Consider the following 26,152-nt stretch of genomic DNA (forward strand, 5'->3'; position numbering starts at 1 on the left):
GCTTGGCGGATAGATGCGACAAGAGGAGTCAAATTAAGGCTAAATAAAGCTTAAGTAATTTGCCTATAACAACATTCGACTATTTGATAGGTCAACCAGAAAGAACTCCGGTATAAATATCTTCTCTTGTTCCCTTCGCAGATTCTAATCTGATCAGGTTCAACGGATCCCGAATTAACGGTCTCAGCCTTATGGCACTCCGACAAGTGATATCAGTATATAAAAACGGCCTGGTTAAACCAAGCCGACCTGTTTAATTTTTAACTACTTTGCTAGCTGCGCATCAATAATTGGAAACCGATCCACGCAGCAGAGATACTCAGCACCACATTTAATAAAATATTTAACCCCATCTTAAAAAATGCACCTTGCTGCATAAGTAGAACATTATCCATAGAAAAGGTGGAAAACGTCGTCAGTGCCCCTAAAAACCCCAAACCAATCACTTGTCGCCAAGGTTCTGTTGCCAACAGTTCATTGTCGAACGCAGCAATCAACAAGCCCATTATAAATGAACCAACCACATTAACGGTTAACGTACCGTATGGAAAACCACGCCCCAATAAAATGACACACAGTTCAGATATCAAGTAACGAGAACACGCACCAAAAGCACCACCTAGCGCAATAAAACCAAGAATGGAAAACTGCCCCATAATTCCCCCCAACACTATTGATGACGATATTGTAACCAAAACTAAAGCGATATTGATGGTGAAATTTTAGAATTCGACAACGTATTGCATTTAAAACACGCTGAGATTAAAAAAGTTACAGGAGTCACTTTACTTCAATATACCCCATCAAACCGGTTTTCATATGCTCAATAACATGGCAGTGATACATCCAACGTCCAGGGTTGTTAGCAACAAAGGCAGCTTTGGCACTGCCATTTTTTCCAAGTAAAACCGTATCGGTATGGAACGGTTCGTCAAGTTTCTTGCCATCTAACTCAAGAACAGTAAATGTATGCCCATGAAGATGAATAGGATGATGATATTGAGTAACGTTCTTCAAATTGAAGATATAGGTTTTTCCAAGTTCCAATTTTGAAAGTGGTGCTGGGATATTATCTTTACTCATTCCCTCCCAAGCTCGTTTGTTCATCAGCCAGAATTTAGGTATCGCTTTGCCCGATTTATCGGCAGGAGTGATCGCCCCCTCCCATTCAAACACATAATCGATTTGCTCCGCATTTTCCAAATCAAGATCAGGCACAGGGTTGAGAGGCAATAAAGGCAGTTTCTTGTTGCTTGGCAGGTCAGACTCAACAACTTCAAACTCACACAAAGAGAATGGGAAGCGCCCTTTCATTTGACGCACATAAACACGCTCTCCAGCCTTCGGAGCAATCAATCCGATATCCAATCTCATTCCCGGACCAATTTTGTGTTGAGTGAGCCTATAAGGCGTTTTAACTGGATTGCCATCGATAGCAATAACCCAAGCCTCTGTGCCTTCAATCGCGATCGGATAGGTAATGGTGTTATCGACATTAGCAATTCTTAATCGCGTAGTCGCGTTCTGCTTCAGTGTATAAACAGGCTCATGAATACCATTGACGCTACTCCACTCTCCTGGCGTTCCCATACGTGCACTCAAGCGCGGCACCATTAGATTCTTCCACTGTCCTTGCTTGTCTAAATGCCAATGCTTGAGGACGACTTCATGCTCTTCATCAAACTGAACAGGCTCAGCCTCTTCAACAATTATTAGCCCAACCAACCCCATACCAAGCTGCTTAACGCTGTTCATGTGTGGGTGATACCAAAACGTACCTGCATCTGGCGGTGTAAATTCATAAACGAATGTTTCACCCGGCATGATAGGCGGCTGACTTAAGAAAGGTACACCATCCATTTCAATGGGGATTCGCAGGCCATGCCAGTGAATTGTAGTTGGCTCTGAAAGCTTGTTGGTAAATCGGATAATAACTTTCTCACCTTGGCGACAGCGAATCGTAGGCGCTGGAATCGAACCATTAAACGCGAGTACGTCTGTGTTAAACCCTGGGACCAATTCTGCAGTAGAAGGCTCTGCAGTGATATCGTATATATGTTGCCCCTTATTAGTACTCCGAGATAGAGAACATGCAGGAAGAACGGTAAGCGCGGAGATTGCTAAGGATGATTGAAGGAAGCGTCGACGAGATATATCCATACATAGTTACCCATTAATCCAGATCGGTTGAGTGTAACTAAATATAAATAATGATTCTCAATTATTACTAACATTTCGGAGCACTTGGTTATAGCGACTAGTCTAATAGGTTGGTGAGTTCGAGTAGCTAATAAATACTTACAAAGAGCAGCAGGCAGCAAAAAGTCATATAGGTGGGATGAGAGGACACATGCATAGTGGCAAGCAGATACAAAAAAGGCTCTGACCTAAGTCAGAGCCTTGATATATGGCAGGGGTGGAGAGATTCGAACTCCCAACACGCGGATTTGGAATCCGCTGCTCTGCCAATTGGAGCTACACCCCTTTAGAATTCTTATATTCTAGATTTGACAAAACCTCGCATGGGCGAGGTTGTCGATATTAAGTGGCGGAGTGGACGGGACTCGAACCCGCGACCCCCGGCGTGACAGGCCGGTATTCTAACCAACTGAACTACCACTCCGCAGTGGTATCACTCGCTTGTAATCAGCAAGTGTCCAAAATTTAAAGCCTGGCGATGTCCTACTCTCACATGGGGAAGCCCCACACTACCATCGGCGCTATTTCGTTTCACTTCTGAGTTCGGCATGGAAATCAGGTGGGTCCAAAACGCTATGGTCGCCAAGCAAATTCTTTAATTCGGAAAGCTGTTTCTTAATTCTCGTTCTTACACATTCAATGTTCTTTCATTGAGTCCATCAAAACCCCTTGGGTGTTGTATGGTTAAGCCTCACGGGCAATTAGTACAGGTTAGCTCAACGCCTCACAACGCTTACACACCCTGCCTATCAACGTCGTAGTCTACGACAACCCTTTAGGATACTTAAAGTATCAGGGAGAACTCATCTCAAGGCTCGCTTCCCGCTTAGATGCTTTCAGCGGTTATCGATCCCGAACTTAGCTACCGGGCAATGCGTCTGGCGACACAACCCGAACACCAGAGGTTCGTCCACTCCGGTCCTCTCGTACTAGGAGCAGCCCCTTTCAATTCTCCAACGCCCACGGCAGATAGGGACCGAACTGTCTCACGACGTTCTAAACCCAGCTCGCGTACCACTTTAAATGGCGAACAGCCATACCCTTGGGACCGACTTCAGCCCCAGGATGTGATGAGCCGACATCGAGGTGCCAAACACCGCCGTCGATATGAACTCTTGGGCGGTATCAGCCTGTTATCCCCGGAGTACCTTTTATCCGTTGAGCGATGGCCCTTCCATTCAGAACCACCGGATCACTATGACCTGCTTTCGCACCTGCTCGAATTGTCATTCTCGCAGTCAAGCGGGCTTATGCCATTGCACTAACCTCACGATGTCCAACCGTGATTAGCCCACCTTCGTGCTCCTCCGTTACGCTTTGGGAGGAGACCGCCCCAGTCAAACTACCCACCAGGCACTGTCCGCAACCCCGATGAGGGGTCGACGTTAGAACATCAACACTACAAGGGTGGTATTTCAAGGACGGCTCCACGCAATCTAGCGACTGCGCTTCAAAGCCTCCCACCTATCCTACACATGTAGGGTCAATGTTCAGTGCCAAGCTGTAGTAAAGGTTCACGGGGTCTTTCCGTCTAGCCGCGGGTACACTGCATCTTCACAGCGATTTCAATTTCACTGAGTCTCGGGTGGAGACAGCGTGGCCATCATTACGCCATTCGTGCAGGTCGGAACTTACCCGACAAGGAATTTCGCTACCTTAGGACCGTTATAGTTACGGCCGCCGTTTACCGGGGCTTCGATCAAGAGCTTCGACCGAAGTCTAACCCCATCAATTAACCTTCCGGCACCGGGCAGGCGTCACACCGTATACGTCATCTTGCGATTTTGCACAGTGCTGTGTTTTTAATAAACAGTTGCAGCCACCTGGTATCTGCGACTCTCAATAGCTCCATCCGCGAGGGACTTCACCGTCGAGAGCGTACCTTCTCCCGAAGTTACGGTACCATTTTGCCTAGTTCCTTCACCCGAGTTCTCTCAAGCGCCTTGGTATTCTCTACCCGACCACCTGTGTCGGTTTGGGGTACGATTCCTTACAATCTGAAGCTTAGAGGCTTTTCCTGGAAGCATGGCATCAATGACTTCACACCCGTAGGTGCTCGACGTCGTGTCTCAGCCTTAAAGAGAGCCGGATTTACCTAACTCTCAAGCCTACGCACTTGAACCTGGACAACCGTCGCCAGGCCCACCTAGCCTTCTCCGTCCCCCCATCGCAATTGTAAGAAGTACGGGAATATTAACCCGTTTCCCATCGACTACGCCTTTCGGCCTCGCCTTAGGGGTCGACTTACCCTGCCCCGATTAACGTTGGACAGGAACCCTTGGTCTTCCGGCGAGGAGGTTTTTCACCCCCTTTATCGTTACTCATGTCAGCATTCGCACTTCTGATACGTCCAGCATGCGTTACCACACACCTTCAACCGCTTACAGAACGCTCCCCTACCCAATACTCAAAGAGTATTGCCGCAGCTTCGGTTTACTACTTAGCCCCGTTACATCTTCCGCGCAGGCCGACTCGACCAGTGAGCTATTACGCTTTCTTTAAATGATGGCTGCTTCTAAGCCAACATCCTGGCTGTCTGAGCCTTCCCACATCGTTTCCCACTTAGTAGTAATTTGGGACCTTAGCTGGCGGTCTGGGTTGTTTCCCTCTCCACGACGGACGTTAGCACCCGCCGTGTGTCTCCCGGATAGTACTTACTGGTATTCGGAGTTTGCAAAGGGTTGGTAAGTCGGGATGACCCCCTAGCCTTAACAGTGCTCTACCCCCAGTAGTATTCGTCCGAGGCGCTACCTAAATAGCTTTCGGGGAGAACCAGCTATCTCCAGGTTTGATTGGCCTTTCACCCCTAGCCACAAGTCATCCGCTAATTTTTCAACATTAGTCGGTTCGGTCCTCCAGTTGATGTTACTCAACCTTCAACCTGCCCATGGCTAGATCACCTGGTTTCGGGTCTATATCCAGAGACTGAACGCCCAGTTAAGACTCGGTTTCCCTACGGCTCCCCTAGATGGTTAACCTTGCCACTGAATATAAGTCGCTGACCCATTATACAAAAGGTACGCAGTCACAGGACAAAGCCTGCTCCTACTGCTTGTACGTACACGGTTTCAGGTTCTATTTCACTCCCCTCACAGGGGTTCTTTTCGCCTTTCCCTCACGGTACTGGTTCACTATCGGTCAGTCAGTAGTATTTAGCCTTGGAGGATGGTCCCCCCATATTCAGACAGGATATCACGTGTCCCGCCCTACTCGATTTCACTGAATATGCGTCGTCAGTTACGGGGCTATCACCCTGTATCGCCAAGCTTTCCAGCTTGTTCACCTGACGCCTATAAAGCTTAAGGGCTAGTCCAATTTCGCTCGCCGCTACTTTCGGAATCTCGGTTGATTTCTTTTCCTCGGGGTACTTAGATGTTTCAGTTCCCCCGGTTCGCCTCGTTATGCTATGTATTCACATAACGATACTTACTTATGTAAGTGGGTTTCCCCATTCGGAAATCCCAGACTCAAGTGGTTTTTACTACCTAATCTGGGCTTATCGCAAGTTAATACGTCCTTCATCGCCTCTGACTGCCAAGGCATCCACCGTGTACGCTTAGTCACTTAACCATACAACCCGAAGGAGTTTCGAGTTGATGAACAAGTCACCAAAGTTGTCTCTCATTATTTGAATGAGCGAGAGACATATCGATTTTGCCGGACTCAAATTCCAAGAACACTTGAATGTGTTTTTAGTTGTATTCCATAAGGAATACTTTGAGAACTTTACAAACAACAATAAATTGTTGTTTTGTCAGCTTTCCAAATTGTTAAAGAGCTAGATTTTCTGATGAAAACCATTTTTAAAAGCACTCATTGAATGCGCTTAAAGATGGTGGGCGATACCGGGCTCGAACCAGTGACCCCCTGCTTGTAAGGCAGGTGCTCTCCCAACTGAGCTAATCGCCCATTGTTTCAAAATATGGTGGAGCTATGCGGGATCGAACCGCAGACCTCCTGCGTGCAAGGCAGGCGCTCTCCCAGCTGAGCTATAGCCCCATATTTTGAGTTTTAATTCCTAACGGAAGGAATGGTGGGTCGTGCAGGATTCGAACCTGCGACCAATTGATTAAAAGTCAACTGCTCTACCAACTGAGCTAACGACCCAATGGTATCCCGTAGGGGAGTCGAACCCCTGTTACCGCCGTGAAAGGGCGGTGTCCTAGGCCTCTAGACGAACGGGACACTAAGTTGAACATCTTGGGGGATGTTCTATCTCTTAAACTTCATAAACCGTATCAATCTGTGTGAACACTCATAGCAATAATCATCGTTTAAGGAGGTGATCCAGCGCCAGGTTCCCCTAGCGCTACCTTGTTACGACTTCACCCCAGTCATGAACCACAAAGTGGTAAGCGTCCCCCCGAAGGTTAAACTACCTACTTCTTTTGCAGCCCACTCCCATGGTGTGACGGGCGGTGTGTACAAGGCCCGGGAACGTATTCACCGTGGCATTCTGATCCACGATTACTAGCGATTCCGACTTCATGGAGTCGAGTTGCAGACTCCAATCCGGACTACGACGCACTTTTTGGGATTCGCTCACTCTCGCAAGTTGGCCGCCCTCTGTATGCGCCATTGTAGCACGTGTGTAGCCCTACTCGTAAGGGCCATGATGACTTGACGTCGTCCCCACCTTCCTCCGGTTTATCACCGGCAGTCTCCCTGGAGTTCCCGACATTACTCGCTGGCAAACAAGGATAAGGGTTGCGCTCGTTGCGGGACTTAACCCAACATTTCACAACACGAGCTGACGACAGCCATGCAGCACCTGTCTCAGAGTTCCCGAAGGCACCAATCCATCTCTGGAAAGTTCTCTGGATGTCAAGAGTAGGTAAGGTTCTTCGCGTTGCATCGAATTAAACCACATGCTCCACCGCTTGTGCGGGCCCCCGTCAATTCATTTGAGTTTTAATCTTGCGACCGTACTCCCCAGGCGGTCTACTTAACGCGTTAGCTCCGAAAGCCACGGCTCAAGGCCACAACCTCCAAGTAGACATCGTTTACGGCGTGGACTACCAGGGTATCTAATCCTGTTTGCTCCCCACGCTTTCGCATCTGAGTGTCAGTATCTGTCCAGGGGGCCGCCTTCGCCACCGGTATTCCTTCAGATCTCTACGCATTTCACCGCTACACCTGAAATTCTACCCCCCTCTACAGTACTCTAGTCTGCCAGTTTCAAATGCTATTCCGAGGTTGAGCCCCGGGCTTTCACATCTGACTTAACAAACCACCTGCATGCGCTTTACGCCCAGTAATTCCGATTAACGCTCGCACCCTCCGTATTACCGCGGCTGCTGGCACGGAGTTAGCCGGTGCTTCTTCTGCAGCTAACGTCAAACGAGGCCGCTATTAACGACTCCGTCTTCCTCACTGCTGAAAGTACTTTACAACCCGAAGGCCTTCTTCATACACGCGGCATGGCTGCATCAGGCTTGCGCCCATTGTGCAATATTCCCCACTGCTGCCTCCCGTAGGAGTCTGGACCGTGTCTCAGTTCCAGTGTGGCTGATCATCCTCTCAGACCAGCTAGGGATCGTTGCCTTGGTGAGCCCTTACCTCACCAACTAGCTAATCCCACCTAGGCATATCCTGACGCGAGAGGCCCGAAGGTCCCCCTCTTTGGCCCGTAGGCATCATGCGGTATTAGCCATCGTTTCCAATGGTTATCCCCCACATCAGGGCAATTTCCTAGGCATTACTCACCCGTCCGCCGCTCGACGCCGTTATCGTCCCCCGAAGGTTCAGATAACTCGTTTCCGCTCGACTTGCATGTGTTAGGCCTGCCGCCAGCGTTCAATCTGAGCCATGATCAAACTCTTCAATTTAAGATTTTGTTCGGCTCAATGAATACTGAACATTACATAAAGTAATGTTTGAATTGACTGTGCTGAATCCGAAGATTCAATGGTCACTTCGTTTCATTGAAACCTAAATTGTTTCCGAAGAAACTATTTGGATTATCATCAACGAGTGCCCACACAGATTGATAGGTCTATATTGTTAAAGAGCTTTTCCTGTTGAGCTTTGCTCAAAACAGGACGGCCATTTTAGCGAGTTAAAGTTTAGTGTCAATCACTTTTTTCAAACTTTCTTCAAGCATTTCAGCTTGGCTAATTTGGCTTACTAACCTCGACTTCGTTTCTTTCGAAGCGTTGCCGTGTCAGCGAGGTGGCATTATAGAGATTGCGATCACATTGGCAAGCCCTTTTTCTCGTTTTTTTTGATTTTTTTATCGTTTGGGTGTTTTTTATTCTAAAAGGCGAGTTTTCACTACTATTCTACCTTCATGTCCCCTGTACTCGCCCCTAATAAGGAGAAAAGATGAGCTCAATTAGAAGCTACAAAGGTATAAAGCCTCAACTTGGTGAGCGTGTTTACGTTGACTCAACCTCAGTGTTAGTCGGAGATATCCGTATTGGGGACGATTCTAGCATTTGGCCATTAGTAGCGGCACGAGGCGATGTGAACCACATTCACATTGGTGATCGAACTAATATTCAAGATGGCAGTGTTTTGCATGTCACCCATAAGAACTCTGAAAACCCAAACGGCTATCCACTTATTATTGGCAATGACGTTACGATTGGCCACAAAGTGATGCTGCACGGTTGTGAGATACACGATCGTGTATTGGTTGGTATGGGGGCGATTGTTTTAGATGCTGTCGTTATTGAATCAGAGGTGATGATTGGAGCGGGCAGTTTAGTACCGCCAGGAAAGAGATTAGAAAGCGGTTATCTTTATGTCGGTAGTCCAGTGAAACAAGCTCGCCCTCTATCAGAGACAGAACGAGCTTTTTTGCAAAAGTCTGCCAATAACTATGTTCAAAACAAAAACGACTACTTACATAAAGTAGAAGACTTGAACTAAAGGTCTGTTAACCAATGATGATATGGCCTTCTTCATTGAAGGCTTCATCTTCTAATAACTCTTCTGCTATTTCTTCCAGATCAAATCGGTAGTCAATAAAAGCAGAGATCACGGCCTGCTCCGTATCTAACTCTGAGCCAGATAACTTTTCTAACTTTTGTTTCGTCACAAAGCATTCTATTAGCGCACCAGATTGTTGCGCCGCAAAGTTTACTGATTGTGATACTTCATCCCATGATTGCATGTCTGGGAATAAGATGGATTGATTCATCGCTTATTGACCTTCAAGGTTCTTTCTTAATTCACGCAAAATCTGTTTAGCTCCAGGACGAAGACCGCGCCATAACATAAAACTCTCAGCAGCTTGGCCAACTAACATACCTAAACCATCATAAGCATGTGCCGCACCGTGTTGCTTAGCCCATTGGTTAAATGTGGTATCACCTTTGCCATACATCATGTCGTAGCTTGTACTATTGGTGGCGAATACCGAAGAAGAGATTGCAGGTAACTCACCACTCAATGATGCAGACGTGGAGTTGATTACGACGTCGTACTCTTCAGCAATGGTATTCATCTCTTTTGCTGTAACAGGGCCATATTCAGAAAACAATTCTGCCAATTCTTCGGCTTTGGAAAATGTACGATTAGTTATCGTTAGAGATGTTGGTTTTTGATCGAGCAATGGTTTAATCACTCCTCGAGCGGCACCACCAGCACCTATGATAAGGATGCGTGCGCCTTCTAAAACGACTTGATGTTGCAACAAGTCCTGCACTAAGCCTGCACCATCAGTGTTATCACCAATGATTTCACCATCATCAAGCTTCTTAAGTGTATTCACTGCTCCAGCAAGCTGAGCACGCTCGGTCAAACGGCTGGCAAATTGATAGGCATCTTCTTTAAAAGGCAAGGTCACGTTACAGCCTTTGCCGCCGTCAGCAAAAAATGCTTTCGCCGCCTCGATAAATCCACCCACAGGCGCACATTCTGCGGTGTATGTTAGGGACTGATTAGTTTGGCGAGCAAAGAGTGTATGGATAAATGGCGACTTGCTGTGCCCGATAGGGTTACCAAACACGGCGTAACGATCGATTTGCAGGGTCATTTCCTTACCTTTATTCCTTACCTAGATATAGAGAAAACAGGGCCATCTGATTACAGATGACCCTATCACTATCTATCTATATAGAAAAGGAGATTCCGTGCTTACCATTCGCGTGGTTTCAGGTATCGATCGTAAAGTTCGGCTTCAGGCGTTCCTGCTTCTGGTTCGTAGCGGTACTCCCATCGCGCTAACGGCGGCATCGACATCAGAATCGACTCGGTACGCCCACCACTTTGTAAACCGAATAAAGTGCCACGGTCGTACACTAAGTTGAACTCAACATAACGACCACGACGGTAAAGTTGGAATTCACGTTCGCGCTCGCCATATTCGATGTCTTTACGACGAGACACGATCGGCAAATAAGCTTGGCAATAGCCTTCACCCACCGCTTTGATGTAATCAAAACACTTATCAAACTCCCAGTGATTCAAATCATCAAAGAACAAACCACCAACACCACGAGTTTCATTTCGATGTGGCAAGAAGAAGTACTTATCACACCACGCTTTGTGTTCAGCATATACTTCTTCACCAAATGGGGCACAGATTGCCTTAGCTGTATCGTGCCATGACTGACAATCTTCTTCGAAAGGATAGAAAGGAGTCAGGTCGAAACCACCACCAAACCACCAGATCGGATCTTCTCCGTCTTTTTCTGCGATAAAGAAGCGCACATTGGCATGTGACGTCGGCACATACGGGTTTTTAGGGTGAATAACCAAAGACACTCCCATCGCTTCAAAACGGCGCCCCGCCAATTCAGGACGATGTGCTGTTGCTGACGCTGGCATTTCTTTACCTTCTACATGAGAGAAGTTCACTCCACCTTGCTCAAACACGTCGCCATCACGTAGAACACGTGAACGACCACCACCACCAAGACGCTCGCCCGGCTCACGATGCCATGCATCTTCGACAAAGACGGCCTTTCCATCTTCTTGTTCTAACTGCTGGCAAATGGAATCCTGAAGCGATATCAGGAACTGCTTTACGGCATGCTTATCGATTGCTGACATACGTTATTACCTATTATCTGGTACCTATTTGAAGGCTGGTAAGCAGGATTAGCCCTGTCTTAATATTTGCGAGGTTTTGGCGTCACGAATTTCACTTGGCTTATCACGACCGCTGGTTTCACCACGAAGAATCGCCACCAGCTTATCACCCAGCTGCTGCTCGACTTCTTCCGTCGTCATACACGGCGGCAAGCCGGAAAGATTCGCGCTGGTAGAGGTTAACGGCTTTCCGAATGCATTACACATCTTTTGCACCAAAGGATGATCAGTCACACGAACTGCAATTGAATCAAACTGCCCTGAAACCCAGTTGGAGACTTTATTGCTCGCAGGCATGATCCAAGTGTATGGACCTGGCCAAGTTGCATGAACGGTCGCTAATTGTTCTCGAGTCAGTTGAGATTCATCAATATACGGCAAGAGCTGCTCATAACTTGCAGCGATCAGAATCAGCCCTTTTTCCACCGGGCGCTGCTTGAGCTCCAGCAGTTTTTGAATTGCTTCTGGGTTATCTGGATCGCATCCGACACCAAAAACCCCTTCTGTTGGATAGGCAATCACTTCGCCTTGTTGTAGTGCGTTGAGCACTTGTTCAAAGTTATCCACCGATTACTTCCTGATTGTCTGACTGTATTATTTTCACTAAGTGTACAAATATTCATTCTCAGACACTAAAGCAATTTTTTTATAAAATGTATCAATAGCGTCAACAACAAGACGCAAACGTTTGCTTGAGATAAAAATCCCCGTATAATGCGCACAAATTTATCAGCTCACCTAATTTTGCAGCTTGAAGGAGTTTGAGATGAAAGTCGGTATCATCATGGGTTCTAAATCCGATTGGCCAACCATGAAACTAGCAGCGGACATGCTAGACCAATTTGGCGTACCTTACGAAACAAAAGTCGTGTCAGCACACCGAACTCCTCAATTACTGGCGGACTACGCCAGCAGCGCGAAAGAACGTGGTATCAAAGTGATCATCGCTGGTGCAGGCGGTGCGGCTCACCTACCAGGTATGGCAGCTGCATTTACTAGCATACCTGTACTCGGTGTTCCAGTTCAGTCTCGCGCACTAAAAGGCATGGACTCTCTGCTATCTATTGTACAAATGCCAAAAGGCATTGCCGTCGGTACGTTAGCGATTGGCGAAGCGGGCGCAGCAAACGCCGGTATCCTAGCAGCGCAAATCCTAGGCACTCATGATGAAAACATCATGGCGAAGGTAGAAGCATTCCGTAATGAGCAAACGGAAACAGTTCTCGCAAATCCAAACCCTGCAGAGGATTAATCAGATGCATGTACTGGTTCTTGGTGCGGGTCAGTTGGCTCGTATGATGTCTCTGGCTGGTGCGCCATTGAATATTCAAATTTCAGCTTACGATGTCAGCAGCGGTGATGTCGTTCATCCTTTAACTCAACAGGTACTTGGCCATGGCTTGGAAAATGCGATTACGCAAGTTGATGTGATTACTGCCGAGTTCGAGCATATTCCACATGACGTGCTCAAGGTTTGCGAAGCGAGCGGCAAGTTCCTACCAAGTACGCAAGCCATCAAAGCAGGTGGTGATCGCCGTATTGAAAAAGCACTGCTTGATGATGCTGGCGTGCGCAACGCGAAATACTACGTGATTGAAACTCGTGAAGACTTTGAGCGCGCAATTGAACACGTTGGTATGCCAATGGTTCTGAAAAGTGCATTAGGAGGTTACGATGGTAAAGGTCAATGGCGCTTAAAAGAAGCTTCTCAAGTCGACGAAATTTGGACTGAGATGGCAGAGTGCATCGCGGCAACACCAACTCAAGCGATTGTTGCTGAAGAGTTTGTTCCTTTTAACCGCGAAGTATCACTAGTTGGTGCTCGAAGCAAAGATGGCTGCGTTGAAGTGTACCCTCTAGCAGAAAACGTTCACATCAATGGCGTACTGAGCTTATCCACCGCAATTGATGCGCCAGAACTTCAAGCGCAAGCCAAGCAGATGTTCACCGCTGTAGCTGACAACCTGAATTATGTTGGCGTACTGGCATTAGAGTTCTTTGATGTCGATGGCACACTGTTAGTGAATGAGATTGCCCCACGCGTGCACAACTCTGGTCACTGGACACAGCAAGGTGCAGAAACGTGTCAGTTTGAAAACCATCTGCGCGCCGTATGCGGCTTGCCGTTAGGCAGCACCAAACTGATTCGCGAAACCTCGATGGTGAATATTCTTGGTGAAGATACGTTGCCAGAAGCGCTTCTCGCCATGGATGGTTGTCACATCCATTGGTACGGCAAAGAGAAGCGTGAAGGGCGAAAAATGGGTCACATCAACGTATGTGGTGACTACCCAGGAGAATTGCACCGTAGGTTGTGCGCTCTCGCGGATGCCTTAGATCCAATGGCATTCCCAGCCGTGCACGAGTTTGCGAAACAAGCATAACGCTAAAATCTAGCCCCAAAAACCACAAAGGGTCGCACGATGCGACCCTTTTTAATTCCTTTGATGTATTTACCCTTGCTGAGTGTGCTGGCACTTACGGTTGGCACATTGCAATTTCACACCACTGGCGAGTTTCTTCTCCACCAACAGAGTAAAACCACATTCTTCGCACCTCCCCTTTACCGGAGGGAGATTCACTGCAAATTTGCATTTAGGGTAGTTATCACATGCGTAGAAAGCTTTACCAAAGCGCGTCTTACGCTCAACTAAATGACCTTTACCACATTCAGGACACGCGTGTTGCTCTTGCGGCTGCTTTTCTGGCTCAGGTTGATTAATCGACTCAATATGATGACAAGCCGGATAGTTACTGCAACCAACAAACATGCCATAACGCCCTTGGCGTAATACCAACTCGTTACCACAATCTGGACAAGGAACGCCAAGCTCTTTGACAATGTGGCCATCATTGTTATGCAGGGCTTTGATGTAATCACAGCTTGGGTAGTGGCTACAGCCAAGAAAGGGACCGTGTTTGCCATGTTTGAGGATCAATTCACTGCCACATTTAGGACACGGCTCGTGTTCCAATGCGTGTTCATGGGCAGAGAAAAGGGTGTTGTCGATTTTACTACTCATACTTACCGTTTCGTGAAAAACACACCAAAAGACAAGCTCGCGTTCTTGCTAGCTAAACTCGAACTTGCCTAGATTGGGTTAGTGAAGAATCCCTTGTTCCTTGGTGTACAACAGCTCTTCCATTAGCGTATAAGCGTTTTCATTACCAGGCACATTAAACAGCACCATCAAAATGATCCATTTGAGGTCTTCAAGCTCAAACTCGCTCGTTTCTAGACCCATCACTCGGTCAATCACCATTTCGCGAGTTTCTGTGGTTAACACATTGATTTGCTCAAGAAACAATAAAAACCCTCGGCATTCCAAATCTAAACGCTGCATCTCTTTCGCTGTGTAGATACGAGTTGATGACGAAGCCATGCAAGTCGAGATTGCAGAAGAGGTGTCACTTTGCTGCAATGCGGCAAGCTCTTCTAACCAGACAAGGGCTTTGTAGATATCTTTTTGTTGGAAGCCTGCACGGAGCAGCTCTTCTTCCAACTCGTCTTGTTCGACCTGTAACTCTGCATCGCTATGGATGTAGGTTTCGAATAGATACATCAGTATATCCATCATCATAGCTAGCCCCTCCCCTTTCGAATATAGCCACCTGAAACCGCAACGACATGCCCAGAGAGTTCTAACTCTAAGAGCTGCATCATGACTTCCTGGACAGGTATATTGGTCCTGTTTGCAAGAATATCAACTGGTGTAGCTTCACTTCCTACGTTAGCTAACAGCTGAGGAAATGGCAATTCTTCTTCATCATTTAACGTAGAAAATAAATCGGTACTCTGATTAATAGACCAATCAAGCAAAGACTGTATTTCATCTAAGACATCTTTCGTCTTTTCTACGAGGCAAGCACCATGACGTATCAACTGGTTGCCACCGCTGGCATTAGGGGCATTTATCGAAGCTGGCAGCGCAAACACTTCTCGACCTTGCTCAAGCGCGTAACGAGCAGTAATTAACGAGCCACTCCTTTCCGCCGCTTCCACAACTAACACACCTAGCGATAATCCGCTAATAATGCGGTTTCGACGCGGGAAGTTTTCCGGGCGCGGCTTGGCGTTGGGGCGAAATTCAGACACCAAAGCCCCATGTTCAATAACACGTTGCGCTAAACCACGATGACGTGCCGGATAAATATTTTCTAAGCCAGATCCCAGCACCGCAATCGTCTTACCTTTTGCTTGCAACGCACCATCATGCGCATGGCCATCAATGCCTAAAGCGAGACCACTGGTGACAATAAAATCGTGCTGAACAAATTCTGCGGCAAAGTGGCGTGCATGCTGTAAGCCATCAATACTCGCATTTCGGCTGCCAACCATTGCTATTTGTGGCTGCGAAAGACAAGTAGAATTTCCTTGAACAAAAAGCAGAGGTGGCGGCGCAACGATTTGTTTGAGTTGAGGTGGATAAAGCGGGTCAGTCAGTGTCAGGATATGATGATTTGTAGAAGCCTCAAGCCAACTTAAACAGGCATCAACTTCTTTATCTGTTGAAGCCCAAGCTTGAATTTGCTTAGTTGTTAACCCAAGTTGTTGTAGCTGTTCGGGAGAGAAGTTTACGATGTTACGCGGCGTGTCTCTTGCCAGTAGCTTATTCATTTTTACCCCACCGATGCCTGGTAAACAACTCAGTTTTAACCAGGCAGCGAGATCATCGTTATTTCGTCGATTCATCGATGGTTAATTCGTTCGCCAAGGGTGACACCACCGAAACATCTTGGTTAATGGGTTTAGTACTGTTAGTGATCAGTGCCAAGCTAAAGTACTGATACGGACGAATCACAAGCAATTCGCCAACTTTACTCTGTGGCAGAGTAATTTTCTTATCAAGCACGCCAAACTCTTTCTTGAACTCATCGCCGTCTTTGTAAACTGGGTGCGCGTCTTCTTTTAAATCAAACACACTGCCTTGTTTCAGACTGTCTGACGTGCCTTTATCAATCACCACGACTTGGTTAGTTGAACTAAAGCGAATACCTTCGATATTACCTAGCAACTTTGCAGAACTGCCTTGTGGCGACGGCAGCGGATAGAACGTAGTCGTGAAGTCAGTATTCTCAACCGATTGATTTGGCAACGCGATATCGTTACGTAGGATTTCTTGCATTTGCGATGTAAGCTTCAAACCTGAATAATCACTCGAAGCTTCAACGAGCTCGCCTTTGGCAATCAAACGCAGCGCGGTAATCTCTTCGGACACATCGTCACGCGAAAAGGTAGCTACTGGTCGGTAAATAGCCCAACCTGTCGCGGTCTGATTGCCATTGATATACAGCACATCTTCTGCAGTCAGATACTTACTGCCTTTGCTGCTACCCATCACTTTTGCTGCTCTGTTCAACGAATCTTTATCTAGCAACCGATCCGATTTGAGGTAAGGCATCACCAAACCTTCCGCGACCGTTGGTACGGCTTTCTTTTCTGTGATGCGAGCTTTCGGGCTCAGCTTCTTAACCGGTTTTAGGCTCAACACGGGCTGACCGTTAATCCACACCAAAGACAGCTTATCTCCGGGATAAATTAAATGAGGGTTGTCGATTTCCGGGTTTACTTGCCATAAACGAGGCCACAACCACGGGCTATCCAAGTACATGGCCGAAATATCCCATAGCGTATCGCCCTTCACGACTACATATGCTTGTGGCGCATCATCTTTAACAGTCAGTGGTTTCGCATCCACACTTGCTACAGCGTTGAAAGAGAAAAGTAACGGCAACGTAACACTGGCAACGTTGCGGAAAATTCGATTCATGACCCTCGTCCTTGGTCTATTAAGCAGGAACCAGAATGGAAATTGGTGCAAGGATGCTGTCATTTAGGCTATAAAATGTCTAGAATTGAGCCAACAAGGTTTGTGCTGTTTCGGCACAGTTCAATATTTCGAGTGAATATGTCTGTATTACAAGTATTAACATTCCCGGATGATCGCCTGCGCACAGTCGCAAAGCCTGTTGAAGCGGTGACGCCTGAGATTCAAAAAATCGTCGATGACATGATTGAAACCATGTACGACGAAGAAGGTATTGGCCTTGCTGCAACGCAGGTTGATATCCACAAACGTATCGTAGTGATTGATATTTCAGAAACTCGCGATGAGCCGATGGTGCTAATCAACCCTGAGATTCTGGAAAAGCGTGGCGAAGATGGCATCGAAGAAGGCTGTCTGTCGGTACCAGGTGCACGCGCACTTGTGCCTCGCGCTGCAGAAGTTACCGTTAAAGCACTGGATCGTGATGGCAAAGAGTTCACCTTCGAAGCCGACGACCTGCTAGCGATTTGTGTTCAACACGAGCTTGATCACTTACAAGGTAAGCTGTTCGTGGATTACCTATCGCCACTGAAACGCAAACGCATTCAGGACAAGCTAGCAAAAATCAAACGCTTTAACGAGAAGCAGCAAAACGCTTAATCTCGAACCATACCAATTAGAAGGAAGTCTACCTTGAGTCAGTCTTTACGTATTGTCTTTGCAGGTACTCCGGATTTCGCCGCCCGTCACTTGGCGGCGTTGTTGTCTTCGGAGCATGAAGTCATCGCGGTTTACACAAACCCAGATCGTCCAGCGGGTCGTGGCAAGAAATTGGCTGCGCCACCGGTAAAACAACTGGCGCTAGAACACAACATCCCGGTTTACCAACCTGAAAGCTTTAAGTCCGACGAAGCGAAACAAGAACTTGCCGATCTGAATGCCGATCTCATGGTTGTCGTGGCGTACGGTATGCTACTGCCACAAGCGGTTCTTGATACCCCTAAACTGGGTTGTATCAACGTACATGGTTCTATCCTACCTCGTTGGCGTGGTGCGGCTCCAATCCAACGCTCTATTTGGGCGGGCGATGCAGAAACTGGCGTGACCATCATGCAGATGGATATCGGTCTCGACACTGGTGATATGCTGAAGATTGCCACGCTGCCAATCGAAGCGACAGATACCAGCGCTTCAATGTACGAAAAATTGGCTGAGCTTGGCCCAGAAGCCCTGATTGACTGCCTAGCAGACATTGCTGCGGGTAAGGCAGTGCCAGTGAAGCAAGACGATGAGCTCGCGAACTACGCGAAAAAGCTCAGCAAAGAAGAAGCACGCATCAATTGGAACGACGATGCGACGCACATTGAGCGCTGCGTTCGTGCATTTAACCCATGGCCAATGAGCCACTTTGAGGCGGCAGAAAACAGCATCAAAGTATGGCAAAGCCGTGTGGCAGAGCAAACCAGTGACAAACCAGCCGGCACCATCGTGCAAGCAGATAAAACCGGTATTTATGTTGCGACAGGCAACGGCGTACTGGTGCTAGAGCAACTGCAAGTTCCTGGCAAAAAAGCCATGTCAGTTCAGGATATTCTGAATTCGCGTGCGGCTTGGTTTGAAGTGGGCACTCTGCTGGTTTAAGCCATACTAGGGGTTATTATCCCCAATAATACGAACTTTTAGAGGGCAGAGATGCCCTCCTTTACTTTAAGGTACTCATCATGAATGTTCGCGCTGCGGCTGCTAACGTCCTGTATCTTGTCGTCGACAAGGGCCACTCACTTTCAAGCGCTCTTCCAGCGGCTCAACAAACGGTACGACCTCGTGACCACGCTCTGTTACAAGAGATCTGTTACGGTGCGCTACGTTACCTACCTCGCCTAGAAATGATCGCAAACCAGTTGATGGATAAGCCCCTCAAAGGCAAACAACGTGTATTCCATCACTTAATTCTGGTTGGTATTTACCAACTGAGCTTCATGCGCATTCCTGCACACGCAGCTGTCGGTGAAACGGTTGAAGGCACTAAAGAGCTGAAAGGTCCTCGTCTGCGTGGTTTGATTAACGCTGTATTGCGTAACTACCAACGCAACCAAGAAGAACTCGACCAAATGGCCGTCAGCAACAACGCTGGCAAGTACGGTCACCCAAGCTGGTTACTAAAACTGCTGCAAGAGGCATACCCACAGCAATGGGAAAGCATTGTTGAAGCGAACAACCAAAAAGCGCCAATGTGGCTGCGTGTGAACCACCAACACCACACTCGTGATGAATACCTTGCGCTACTCAAAAATGAAAACATTGATAGCACGCCACACACAGAAGCTATGGACGCCATAAAATTGGCCGCACCATGTGATGTGATGAAGCTACCTGGTTTTGAGAAAGGTTGGGTTTCGGTCCAGGATGCGGCGGCGCAGCTCTCGATCAACTACCTAAAACCACAAGACGGCGAACTGATTTTAGATTGCTGTGCTGCGCCAGGTGGCAAGACGGCGCACATTCTAGAGCGCACGTCGGGCAGTGAAGTGGTCGCGATTGACTGCGACGACACACGCTTGAAACGTGTGCATGAAAACCTGAAGCGTCTCAACCTTCAGGCAAAAGTGGTTTGCGGTGATGCGCGTAATCCACAAGAATGGTGGCAAGGCGAGCAATTTGATCGCATTTTGCTGGATGCCCCATGTTCTGCGACTGGCGTGATTCGTCGTCACCCAGACATCAAATGGCTACGTCGTGCAGACGACATCGCCGCATTAGCAGAGCTGCAAAGTGAAATTTTTGATGCCATGTGGACGCAGCTGAAACCCGGCGGCACAATGGTTTACGCGACTTGTTCAATCACACCGCAAGAAAACGTGGAGCAAGTAAAAGCGTTTTTAGCACGTACCGCGGATGCGCAACTGCTGGATTCTGATCCCGACCAGCCTGGTCGTCAAATTCTACCAGGCGAAGAAGACATGGATGGTTTCTACTACGCAGTGCTAACCAAAACACACGCGTAACAGCATGCTAAATAGGGCGATTGGAGTGATTTCAATCGCCTTTTTCAGATACGAGAAAAGAGTATGAAGATCATTATTCTTGGTGCAGGTCAGGTTGGCGGCACACTGGCAGAAAACCTAGTGGGTGAAAACAACGACATCACCATCGTCGACAATAATGCCGACCGACTGCGTGAATTGCAGGACAAATACGACCTGCGTGTGGTCAATGGCCATGCGAGCCACCCAGACGTGCTGCACGAAGCGGGCGCACAAGACGCCGATATGCTCGTCGCGGTGACCAACACTGATGAAACCAACATGGCCGCCTGTCAGGTCGCGTTCACTCTATTCAACACCCCAAACCGCGTTGCGCGTATTCGCTCTCCAGAATACTTGGCAGAAAAAGAAGCCCTGTTTAAATCTGGCGCCATTCCTGTTGATCACCTTATCGCACCAGAAGAACTCGTTACGAGCTACATCGAACGTCTGATCCAATACCCAGGCGCGCTGCAGGTGGTGAGCTTTGCTGAACAGAAAGTCAGCCTAGTGGCGGTGAAAGCCTACTATGGTGGCCCGCTGGTGGGTAATGCGCTGTCTGCTTTGCGTGAGCACATGCCGCACATCGATACCCGTGTGGCGGCGATTTTCCGCCAGGGTCGCCCGATTCGCCCACAAGGCACCACGATTATTGAAGCCGACGATGAAGTGTTCTTCGTTGCAGCAAGTAATCATATTCGCTCAGTGATGAGTGAGCTTCAGCGTCTAGAAAAACCGTACCGCCGCATCATGATTGTTGGCGGGGGTAACATCGGCGCAAGCTTGGCAAAACGCCTAGAGCAAACTTACAGCGTGAAGCTGATTGAGCGTAACTACCAGCGTGCAGAAAAGCTCTCTGAGCAACTAGAAAACACCATCGTGTTCTGCGGTGATGCGGCAGACCAAGAGCTTCTCTCGGAAGAGAACATCGACCAAGTCGACGTCTTCATCGCGCTAACCAACGAAGATGAAACCAACATCATGTCTGCAATGTTGGCAAAACGCATGGGCGCTAAAAAAGTGATGGTGCTGATCCAACGTGGCGCTTATGTAGACCTGGTACAAGGCGGCGTAATTGATGTAGCAATCTCACCTCAGCAAGCCACTATTTCAGCCTTGCTAACGCACGTTCGTCGCGCTGATATCGTAAACGTGTCCTCACTTCGCCGCGGTGCTGCGGAAGCGATTGAAGCCGTCGCTCACGGTGATGAAAGTACATCCAAAGTGGTTGGACGTGCGATTGGAGATATAAAACTTCCACCTGGGACCACCATTGGTGCTATCGTTCGTGGCGAAGAAGTTCTTATTGCCCACGACCGTACGGTCATCGAGCAGGATGACCATGTGGTGATGTTCCTGGTCAACAAAAAATACGTATCAGACGTCGAAGCGCTATTCCAGCCGAGTCCATTCTTCCTCTAGGATTTTCCTATGGTCAACTTACGTCCCGTACTATTTGTTATCGGGCTGGTTTTATCCAAACTGGCCCTTTTTATGTACGTGCCGACTTTGGTCGCTTTCTTCACTGGTACGGGAGGATTTCTCGATTTCGCCCAAGCCGTTGTGATCACGCACCTTGCCGCCTTCATCTGCCTAACGATCGGTCGAACCGCCAAGTTCAAACTCAGCGTACGCGATATGTTCCTCATCACCAGTTTGGTTTGGACCATCGCGAGTGCGTTTGCCGCCTTGCCATTTGTGTTTATCAACCACATCAGCTTCACCGACGCCTACTTCGAAACGATGTCGGGTATCACCACGACAGGCTCAACGGTGCTCAGTGGCCTAGACAACATGGCGCCAAGTATTTTGTTGTGGCGCTCTATTTTGCAGTGGCTTGGTGGCATTGGTTTTATCGTGATGGCGGTAGCAGTGCTACCTATGCTCAATGTCGGTGGTATGAAGCTATTCCAAACCGAATCATCCGATTGGTCGGATAAAAGTAGCCCGAGAGCGAAAACGGTCGCCAAAAACATCGTAGCGGTTTATTTGATGCTTACTGGCTTATGCATTGTGGGCTACTTGGTCACAGGCATGAACCTGTTTGAAGCGATCAACCATGCCTTTACCACGCTATCAACGGGCGGATACTCTACATCTGACGGGTCAATGAACCACTTCTCTAATGGCGCACATTGGGTAGCAACCACCTTTATGTTCCTAGGTGGCTTGCCATTTTTGCTCTTCATCGCCGCGTTACGTAAACGCCGTATTGATGTGTTGGTTAACGACGCTCAAGTTCGAGGATTCGCGTACCTGTTCGTGTTCTCAAGCTTAGTGATTTCAGCCTGGTTAGTGATTCGAGATGGATACACCATTCTGGATGCGCTGCGAGTGTCGATGTTTAATATCGTCTCAGTCGTCACCACAACCGGCTTTGGCTTAGAGGACTTCACCGCGTGGGGCGCATTACCCACAACTCTTTTTGCCTTCTTAATGATGGCGGGCGCATGTTCGGGGTCAACGTCTGGTGGGATCAAAATCTTCCGTTTCCAAATCGCAATGACACTGCTGAACAAACAGATGATGAAATTGATTCACCCTTCAGGTGTGTTTGTACAGCGCTACAACCAACGCCCAGTGAATGATGATATTGTTCGCTCAGTGGTCGCGTTTGGCTTGATGTTCTTTATCACCATCATCTTTATCGCGGGTTGCTTGAGTGCGCTGGGTTTAGACCCCATCACGAGCATCTCTGGTGCCATCACTGCGGTAGCCAACGTCGGCCCAGGTATGGGAAGCGTGATTGGACCAACGGGTAACTTCGCGCCTCTGCCAGATACCGCCAAGTGGCTCCTGAGCTTTGGCATGTTAATGGGCCGCTTGGAAATTCTGACTATTCTTGTACTGTTCTTCCCTGCGTTTTGGCGCCGTTAAGCAGACACAAATAAAAGGTATAACAATGAAAACATGGATTACTCTGGCGACCCTACTTGCCGCCTCATCCACATACGCCGCTGAAGTCATCACTTTAGCCGATGGTCGAGAAGTGAAGTTAAACGATGACTTTACTTGGGAATACGTCATGAAAAAACCTGCGCAGCAAGCTACAGAGACGCAAGCGACAACAGATGCGGTTGAAACGATCGCAGCTCCCGCAATTGCGACAATTCCAGTTGTGACGAAAACTGTTGGCACTACCGTGGTGGTAAACTCCAAGAAGCCAACCATGCAGCTGTCTGACTCTGGTGTCGACGTACTGATTGGCTCCGCGAGCTATCAAGATGGTGAGCTCGTACTGCCAACGTCCATTACCAATCAAAGCTCACAATCGGTGATTCAAGTTGAAGTGGAAGTTCAGGTATTTGATATGTCTGGCCAGCAACTGGCGAAAGAAAAAGTCACAGTTTGGCAATCCATCAAGCGAATGGCGGATACTTACCTGCGACCAAAGCAAGCAGAACAGGGTAAAAGCATCAAACTGGCAGTGCCGCAGTCTCAGCAATACCAGTTTTCAGCCAAAGTGTTAGAAGTGAAAACTCGTTAATGTGATAACACATGTTTTGTCGAGTTCATATCTATCCGTTAGATAGGCTCGACAAAATAATAAATTGCGAAGAAGTGACACACACAACCCGCTAAAACGAAGCCGTGCCAAATCGCATGATTGAATGGAATACGCTTCGCAACGTAGAAAATCACCCCCAGTGAATACACAATCCCACCAGCTGCGAGTAATGTCAGTCCGCCAATATCCAAGTTGATCGCCAACTGATAAATCACAATCAACGACAGCCAGCCCATGACCAAATACGTCATCAAGGAAAGCTTTTTAAATCGGTAAACAAACGCGACTTTCATGATGATGCCGAGTAGAGCGATGGTCCAGATAACAATCATCAAACCAAACGCGAGCGGCGTACGTAAACTCACCAACAAAAAAGGCGTATAACTGCCAGCAATGAGCAGATAGATGGCGCAGTGATCGAAAGTTTTTAGCCAGCGTTTGGCGTTGGGGTGCGGAATTGCGTGATACAGCGTCGAAGCCAAAAATAGCACGATAATACTCGCACCATAGACAGCCATACTGGCCAGCGTCAGCGTATCAGCTTGCTGGTCTATGGCTTTGATTAGCAGCAGTATCAAGCCAACAATACCAAAAATCATCCCAATGCCATGAGTGATGGTATTGGCCAGTTCTTCGCGTTGACTGTATTGAGGTTTCTGCAGTTCAGACATCAATGCGCCTATACTAGAGTTTGAAATTTGCTCTAGTATGGCACATTAGGCTTACACGTGTAAGCCTAAATTAAGACTCATGAACGGCCGTGGTTTGGTCGAGATAATTAAGTACAAGTTCACCCACTTGATCAAGCTTAGTCGTGGCTGGAATGGTCAACTCTCGTTTGAGTTTTCCGCTACCCAGTAAGCTTGCGAGCATGCCACCCTCGCCCTTGCGTGTGCGGTCAACTTCAAACCATAATTTGAGTTCTCGCTCGCTACGATGAGCGACAAATTCTAACTCACGCCACACGCCATGGTATGGCCCGTCAGTCGGCACCATCTCAAATTCTTGCACAAATGGCAGGTCGAACCCTTTTACTTCCTCACACTCCACTTGGCGAATACGCAAACCTTGCGCTTCAAATGCGGATAACACCGCATCCATTAGTGGATCAGGTCGAACGGTGAGGATGTCTTTATCGGTCGGGTCTAAAGCAGCAGCAACGTCCAAGCCGGTTTCGAGCCACACTTTGGCGTCACCAATGGTGACAGGCGTATTCCAAGGCACATCGAGCTGAACATCGAAGGTACGCTCTTCGCCGGAATGGATGGTAAACGCATAAGGGAGGCTCCACTTAGCAAGCACATGAGTCTGAGGTACTCGGCGCATGCTGTGTCCTTCTCGCGCACCACGGTCATCAGGAGCTTCCGCGATATAGCGACAACACAGTTTTAAATCGATGTTGTCGATCGCTTGTTCAGTGGCACCACCATAAACATGGATAGACACATCCACACTTTGACCAGGATATAGCACGTCTTGATTTAGGATTGAGTCGACCTTAGCGCTCCCAATCCCAAAACTGGCAAGTGTCTTCTTCAAAAATGACATAGGCACCTCCTTCGTCGAGATCTCATACTACTACTGCTGATCGAGGGATCAAACAAAAATTGCCTCGATCATCGCGACAAAATGACAAAATCTAAACAATTCAATTGCTCAACTATCGACCAATTATTACAAGGATGCTAATCTTATACGTGATATGCATGCATATCGGTATTCCTGATTCATTAACTGGATTGGCGAGAGCCAGAAGAGTGATTCTTCAATCTTGTTGGAGCCTAGCTCATAATGATTCAGGCCATTACATCGGCAATGGATATGCCTGACAGTTAGGTAAATTAATGCGCCCAACAACAGTCAGGTTCGCACACACTAATACTAGTGCAATGCGCCGCCGCAGTGGCTTTACTACTGCACCAAAGGCAAAGCAAGTTGCGCCAGCAATGACATTGGTTGAGAAGACAGCAATGATGTCGAGTGTTCCGGCCAAAGTTATCAAAGCAGCTTAATCAAAAGCGCGGCGCCAGCTGCGCTTTTTTCTTTGCACACGACTCAAACCACCTCAACGACTTAGAACAAAACACAGTGAAATAGATAGTTTTTCCTATTTGGTCTTCGCAAAGCAATTTGGTACCTTTACAGCTAATTACACCTATAAATTCTGTGGAGAAAGAAATGAAGTGTCATCGCATTGAAGAGCTGCTTGAGCTACTAGAGCCTGAATGGCATAAAGACCAAGAAATGAACCTACTGCAGTTCATCGTGAAGCTAGCGAAAGAAGCAGGCTACGAAGGCAAGCTAGAAGATCTGACCGACGACGTGCTGATCTACCACCTTAAAATGCGTAACAGCAGCAAAGACGAAATGATCCCAGGTCTTAAGAAAGACCAAGAAGATGATTTTAAAACTGCGATTCTGCGCGCTCGTGGCATCATCAAATAACCGGTTCAACAGCCCAGTATTCTTTAAGCGACTCCCTCAAATGAGTCGCTTTTTTATAACTAAAATTTTTAGTCCCACAGTTGGTTATAACTGTTCAGCCAATTATCAGGTTAACTGTACTGACTTTTGTTGTTAAACGTTGACTGCGTTAAAGAAAAGGAATTGTTATT

Annotated in this window: 23 protein-coding genes, 6 tRNA genes, 3 rRNA genes and 1 riboswitch; of the genes, 11 read left to right on the plus strand and 21 right to left on the minus strand. The window is 47.7% G+C overall.

Translation table 11 applies throughout. The features are described from left to right. Positions 1 to 113: 113 nt before the first annotated feature. Positions 114 to 212, minus strand: a riboswitch (TPP riboswitch). Positions 213 to 272: 60 nt separating this feature from the next. From crcB to ACHFJ9_RS22855, 11 genes are all read right to left on the minus strand, one after another. Further along, on the minus strand, positions 273 to 656 hold the full coding sequence (crcB, locus tag ACHFJ9_RS22805) for a fluoride efflux transporter CrcB (protein ID WP_005397071.1): 384 nt from the start codon (positions 654 to 656) through the stop codon (positions 273 to 275). A gap of 124 nt (positions 657 to 780) precedes the next feature. Continuing rightward, positions 781 to 2,160: a multicopper oxidase family protein gene (locus ACHFJ9_RS22810; RefSeq protein WP_145533218.1), complete on the minus strand. Its 1,380-nt coding sequence runs from the start codon at positions 2,158 to 2,160 to the stop codon at positions 781 to 783. 248 nt (positions 2,161 to 2,408) lie between these two features. Further along, a tRNA-Trp gene (locus tag ACHFJ9_RS22815) sits at positions 2,409 to 2,485 on the minus strand. Between the two features lie 61 nt (positions 2,486 to 2,546). After that, positions 2,547 to 2,623 (minus strand) — tRNA-Asp (locus ACHFJ9_RS22820). A 46-nt stretch (positions 2,624 to 2,669) separates the two neighbouring features. Beyond that, positions 2,670 to 2,786 (minus strand): 5S ribosomal RNA (gene rrf / locus ACHFJ9_RS22825). A gap of 93 nt (positions 2,787 to 2,879) precedes the next feature. Continuing rightward, positions 2,880 to 5,769, minus strand: a 23S ribosomal RNA gene (locus tag ACHFJ9_RS22830). A 263-nt stretch (positions 5,770 to 6,032) separates the two neighbouring features. Continuing rightward, positions 6,033 to 6,108: transfer RNA gene (locus ACHFJ9_RS22835), tRNA-Val, on the minus strand. Between the two features lie 14 nt (positions 6,109 to 6,122). Then, positions 6,123 to 6,198 (minus strand) — tRNA-Ala (locus ACHFJ9_RS22840). Positions 6,199 to 6,230: 32 nt separating this feature from the next. Next, positions 6,231 to 6,306: transfer RNA gene (locus ACHFJ9_RS22845), tRNA-Lys, on the minus strand. A gap of 2 nt (positions 6,307 to 6,308) precedes the next feature. Next, positions 6,309 to 6,384 (minus strand) — tRNA-Glu (locus ACHFJ9_RS22850). A 90-nt stretch (positions 6,385 to 6,474) separates the two neighbouring features. Further along, positions 6,475 to 8,027: ribosomal RNA gene (locus tag ACHFJ9_RS22855) — 16S ribosomal RNA — on the minus strand. The 16S, 23S and 5S rRNA genes sit together here with 6 tRNA genes alongside, the layout of an rRNA operon. Positions 8,028 to 8,523: 496 nt before the next feature. Between ACHFJ9_RS22855 and ACHFJ9_RS22860 the strand changes: the two genes are divergently transcribed. Further along, positions 8,524 to 9,072, plus strand: a complete 549-nt coding sequence (locus tag ACHFJ9_RS22860) for a gamma carbonic anhydrase family protein (protein ID WP_395356393.1) — start codon at positions 8,524 to 8,526, stop codon at positions 9,070 to 9,072. Positions 9,073 to 9,079: 7 nt separating this feature from the next. Here ACHFJ9_RS22860 and ACHFJ9_RS22865 read toward each other — a convergent pair whose 3' ends face one another. From ACHFJ9_RS22865 to ACHFJ9_RS22880, 4 genes are all read right to left on the minus strand, one after another. After that, positions 9,080 to 9,343, minus strand: coding sequence for a DUF1488 domain-containing protein (locus ACHFJ9_RS22865; protein WP_395356395.1), 264 nt, complete (start codon positions 9,341 to 9,343; stop codon positions 9,080 to 9,082). A gap of 3 nt (positions 9,344 to 9,346) precedes the next feature. After that, the gene (gene aroE / locus ACHFJ9_RS22870) at positions 9,347 to 10,180 is read right to left on the minus strand and encodes a shikimate dehydrogenase (protein ID WP_395356397.1); all 834 of its coding nucleotides are present in this window, start codon (positions 10,178 to 10,180) and stop codon (positions 9,347 to 9,349) included. A gap of 101 nt (positions 10,181 to 10,281) precedes the next feature. Continuing rightward, positions 10,282 to 11,199: an oxygen-dependent coproporphyrinogen oxidase gene (hemF, locus tag ACHFJ9_RS22875; RefSeq protein ID WP_395356399.1), complete on the minus strand. Its 918-nt coding sequence runs from the start codon at positions 11,197 to 11,199 to the stop codon at positions 10,282 to 10,284. A 48-nt stretch (positions 11,200 to 11,247) separates the two neighbouring features. Then, the gene (locus tag ACHFJ9_RS22880; RefSeq protein ID WP_395356401.1) at positions 11,248 to 11,805 is read right to left on the minus strand and encodes an L-threonylcarbamoyladenylate synthase; all 558 of its coding nucleotides are present in this window, start codon (positions 11,803 to 11,805) and stop codon (positions 11,248 to 11,250) included. A 199-nt stretch (positions 11,806 to 12,004) separates the two neighbouring features. On the opposite strand from ACHFJ9_RS22880, the gene purE reads away from it, so the two are divergent. Together purE and ACHFJ9_RS22890 are read left to right on the plus strand one after the other, a co-directional pair. Next, complete coding sequence (purE, locus tag ACHFJ9_RS22885) at positions 12,005 to 12,490, plus strand: 5-(carboxyamino)imidazole ribonucleotide mutase (protein ID WP_046874601.1); 486 nt, start codon at positions 12,005 to 12,007, stop codon at positions 12,488 to 12,490. 4 nt (positions 12,491 to 12,494) lie between these two features. After that, entirely contained in the window at positions 12,495 to 13,622 is a 1,128-nt protein-coding gene (locus ACHFJ9_RS22890; protein ID WP_395356403.1) for a 5-(carboxyamino)imidazole ribonucleotide synthase, read from the plus strand. A 69-nt stretch (positions 13,623 to 13,691) separates the two neighbouring features. Here the strand turns inward: ACHFJ9_RS22890 and ACHFJ9_RS22895 are convergent, their stop codons facing one another. The 4 genes from ACHFJ9_RS22895 to ACHFJ9_RS22910 all read right to left on the minus strand — a co-directional run bounded on the left by ACHFJ9_RS22895 (position 13,692) and on the right by ACHFJ9_RS22910 (position 17,009). Further along, positions 13,692 to 14,261 (minus strand): type I DNA topoisomerase, encoded by a 570-nt coding sequence (locus ACHFJ9_RS22895; protein ID WP_104971082.1) that lies wholly within the window; start codon positions 14,259 to 14,261, stop codon positions 13,692 to 13,694. A 78-nt stretch (positions 14,262 to 14,339) separates the two neighbouring features. Then, on the minus strand, positions 14,340 to 14,819 hold the full coding sequence (locus tag ACHFJ9_RS22900; RefSeq protein WP_005379074.1) for a DUF494 family protein: 480 nt from the start codon (positions 14,817 to 14,819) through the stop codon (positions 14,340 to 14,342). Between the two features lie 2 nt (positions 14,820 to 14,821). After that, complete coding sequence (dprA, locus tag ACHFJ9_RS22905) at positions 14,822 to 15,931, minus strand: DNA-processing protein DprA (RefSeq protein ID WP_006742929.1); 1,110 nt, start codon at positions 15,929 to 15,931, stop codon at positions 14,822 to 14,824. Further along, positions 15,915 to 17,009, minus strand: coding sequence for a LysM peptidoglycan-binding domain-containing protein (locus tag ACHFJ9_RS22910; RefSeq protein ID WP_395356406.1), 1,095 nt, complete (start codon positions 17,007 to 17,009; stop codon positions 15,915 to 15,917). The genes dprA and ACHFJ9_RS22910 overlap by 17 nt, the downstream gene beginning before the upstream one ends. Before the next feature lie 138 nt (positions 17,010 to 17,147). Between ACHFJ9_RS22910 and def the strand changes: the two genes are divergently transcribed. From def to ACHFJ9_RS22940, 6 genes are all read left to right on the plus strand, one after another. Beyond that, the gene (gene def, locus ACHFJ9_RS22915) at positions 17,148 to 17,666 is read left to right on the plus strand and encodes a peptide deformylase (protein WP_005379068.1); all 519 of its coding nucleotides are present in this window, start codon (positions 17,148 to 17,150) and stop codon (positions 17,664 to 17,666) included. Positions 17,667 to 17,699: 33 nt separating this feature from the next. Beyond that, the gene (gene fmt, locus ACHFJ9_RS22920; RefSeq protein WP_213900055.1) at positions 17,700 to 18,647 is read left to right on the plus strand and encodes a methionyl-tRNA formyltransferase; all 948 of its coding nucleotides are present in this window, start codon (positions 17,700 to 17,702) and stop codon (positions 18,645 to 18,647) included. 80 nt (positions 18,648 to 18,727) lie between these two features. Continuing rightward, positions 18,728 to 20,011 carry a 16S rRNA (cytosine(967)-C(5))-methyltransferase RsmB gene (gene rsmB / locus ACHFJ9_RS22925; protein WP_025628789.1) on the plus strand — a complete coding sequence of 428 codons (1,284 nt, stop codon included), beginning with the start codon at positions 18,728 to 18,730 and terminating at the stop codon, positions 20,009 to 20,011. A 63-nt stretch (positions 20,012 to 20,074) separates the two neighbouring features. Next, positions 20,075 to 21,451, plus strand: a complete 1,377-nt coding sequence (trkA, locus tag ACHFJ9_RS22930; RefSeq protein WP_005379062.1) for a Trk system potassium transporter TrkA — start codon at positions 20,075 to 20,077, stop codon at positions 21,449 to 21,451. Between the two features lie 9 nt (positions 21,452 to 21,460). Then, positions 21,461 to 22,906: a TrkH family potassium uptake protein gene (locus tag ACHFJ9_RS22935; protein ID WP_006742925.1), complete on the plus strand. Its 1,446-nt coding sequence runs from the start codon at positions 21,461 to 21,463 to the stop codon at positions 22,904 to 22,906. A gap of 25 nt (positions 22,907 to 22,931) precedes the next feature. Then, entirely contained in the window at positions 22,932 to 23,516 is a 585-nt protein-coding gene (locus ACHFJ9_RS22940) for a DUF3157 family protein (protein ID WP_395356410.1), read from the plus strand. A 38-nt stretch (positions 23,517 to 23,554) separates the two neighbouring features. Here ACHFJ9_RS22940 and trhA read toward each other — a convergent pair whose 3' ends face one another. Together trhA and ACHFJ9_RS22950 are read right to left on the minus strand one after the other, a co-directional pair. Beyond that, positions 23,555 to 24,208 carry a PAQR family membrane homeostasis protein TrhA gene (gene trhA, locus ACHFJ9_RS22945; RefSeq protein WP_005394044.1) on the minus strand — a complete coding sequence of 218 codons (654 nt, stop codon included), beginning with the start codon at positions 24,206 to 24,208 and terminating at the stop codon, positions 23,555 to 23,557. A 70-nt stretch (positions 24,209 to 24,278) separates the two neighbouring features. Beyond that, on the minus strand, positions 24,279 to 25,085 hold the full coding sequence (locus tag ACHFJ9_RS22950; RefSeq protein ID WP_253658763.1) for a sporulation protein: 807 nt from the start codon (positions 25,083 to 25,085) through the stop codon (positions 24,279 to 24,281). A gap of 296 nt (positions 25,086 to 25,381) precedes the next feature. On the opposite strand from ACHFJ9_RS22950, the gene ACHFJ9_RS22955 reads away from it, so the two are divergent. Beyond that, positions 25,382 to 25,549, plus strand: coding sequence for a hypothetical protein (locus ACHFJ9_RS22955; protein ID WP_005379043.1), 168 nt, complete (start codon positions 25,382 to 25,384; stop codon positions 25,547 to 25,549). Between the two features lie 166 nt (positions 25,550 to 25,715). Beyond that, positions 25,716 to 25,982 carry a YihD family protein gene (locus ACHFJ9_RS22960; RefSeq protein ID WP_048625604.1) on the plus strand — a complete coding sequence of 89 codons (267 nt, stop codon included), beginning with the start codon at positions 25,716 to 25,718 and terminating at the stop codon, positions 25,980 to 25,982. Positions 25,983 to 26,152: the final 170 nt, after the last annotated feature.

This window comes from Vibrio sp. D3 (assembly GCF_043995865.1).
GTDB lineage: Bacteria > Pseudomonadota > Gammaproteobacteria > Enterobacterales > Vibrionaceae > Vibrio > Vibrio diabolicus.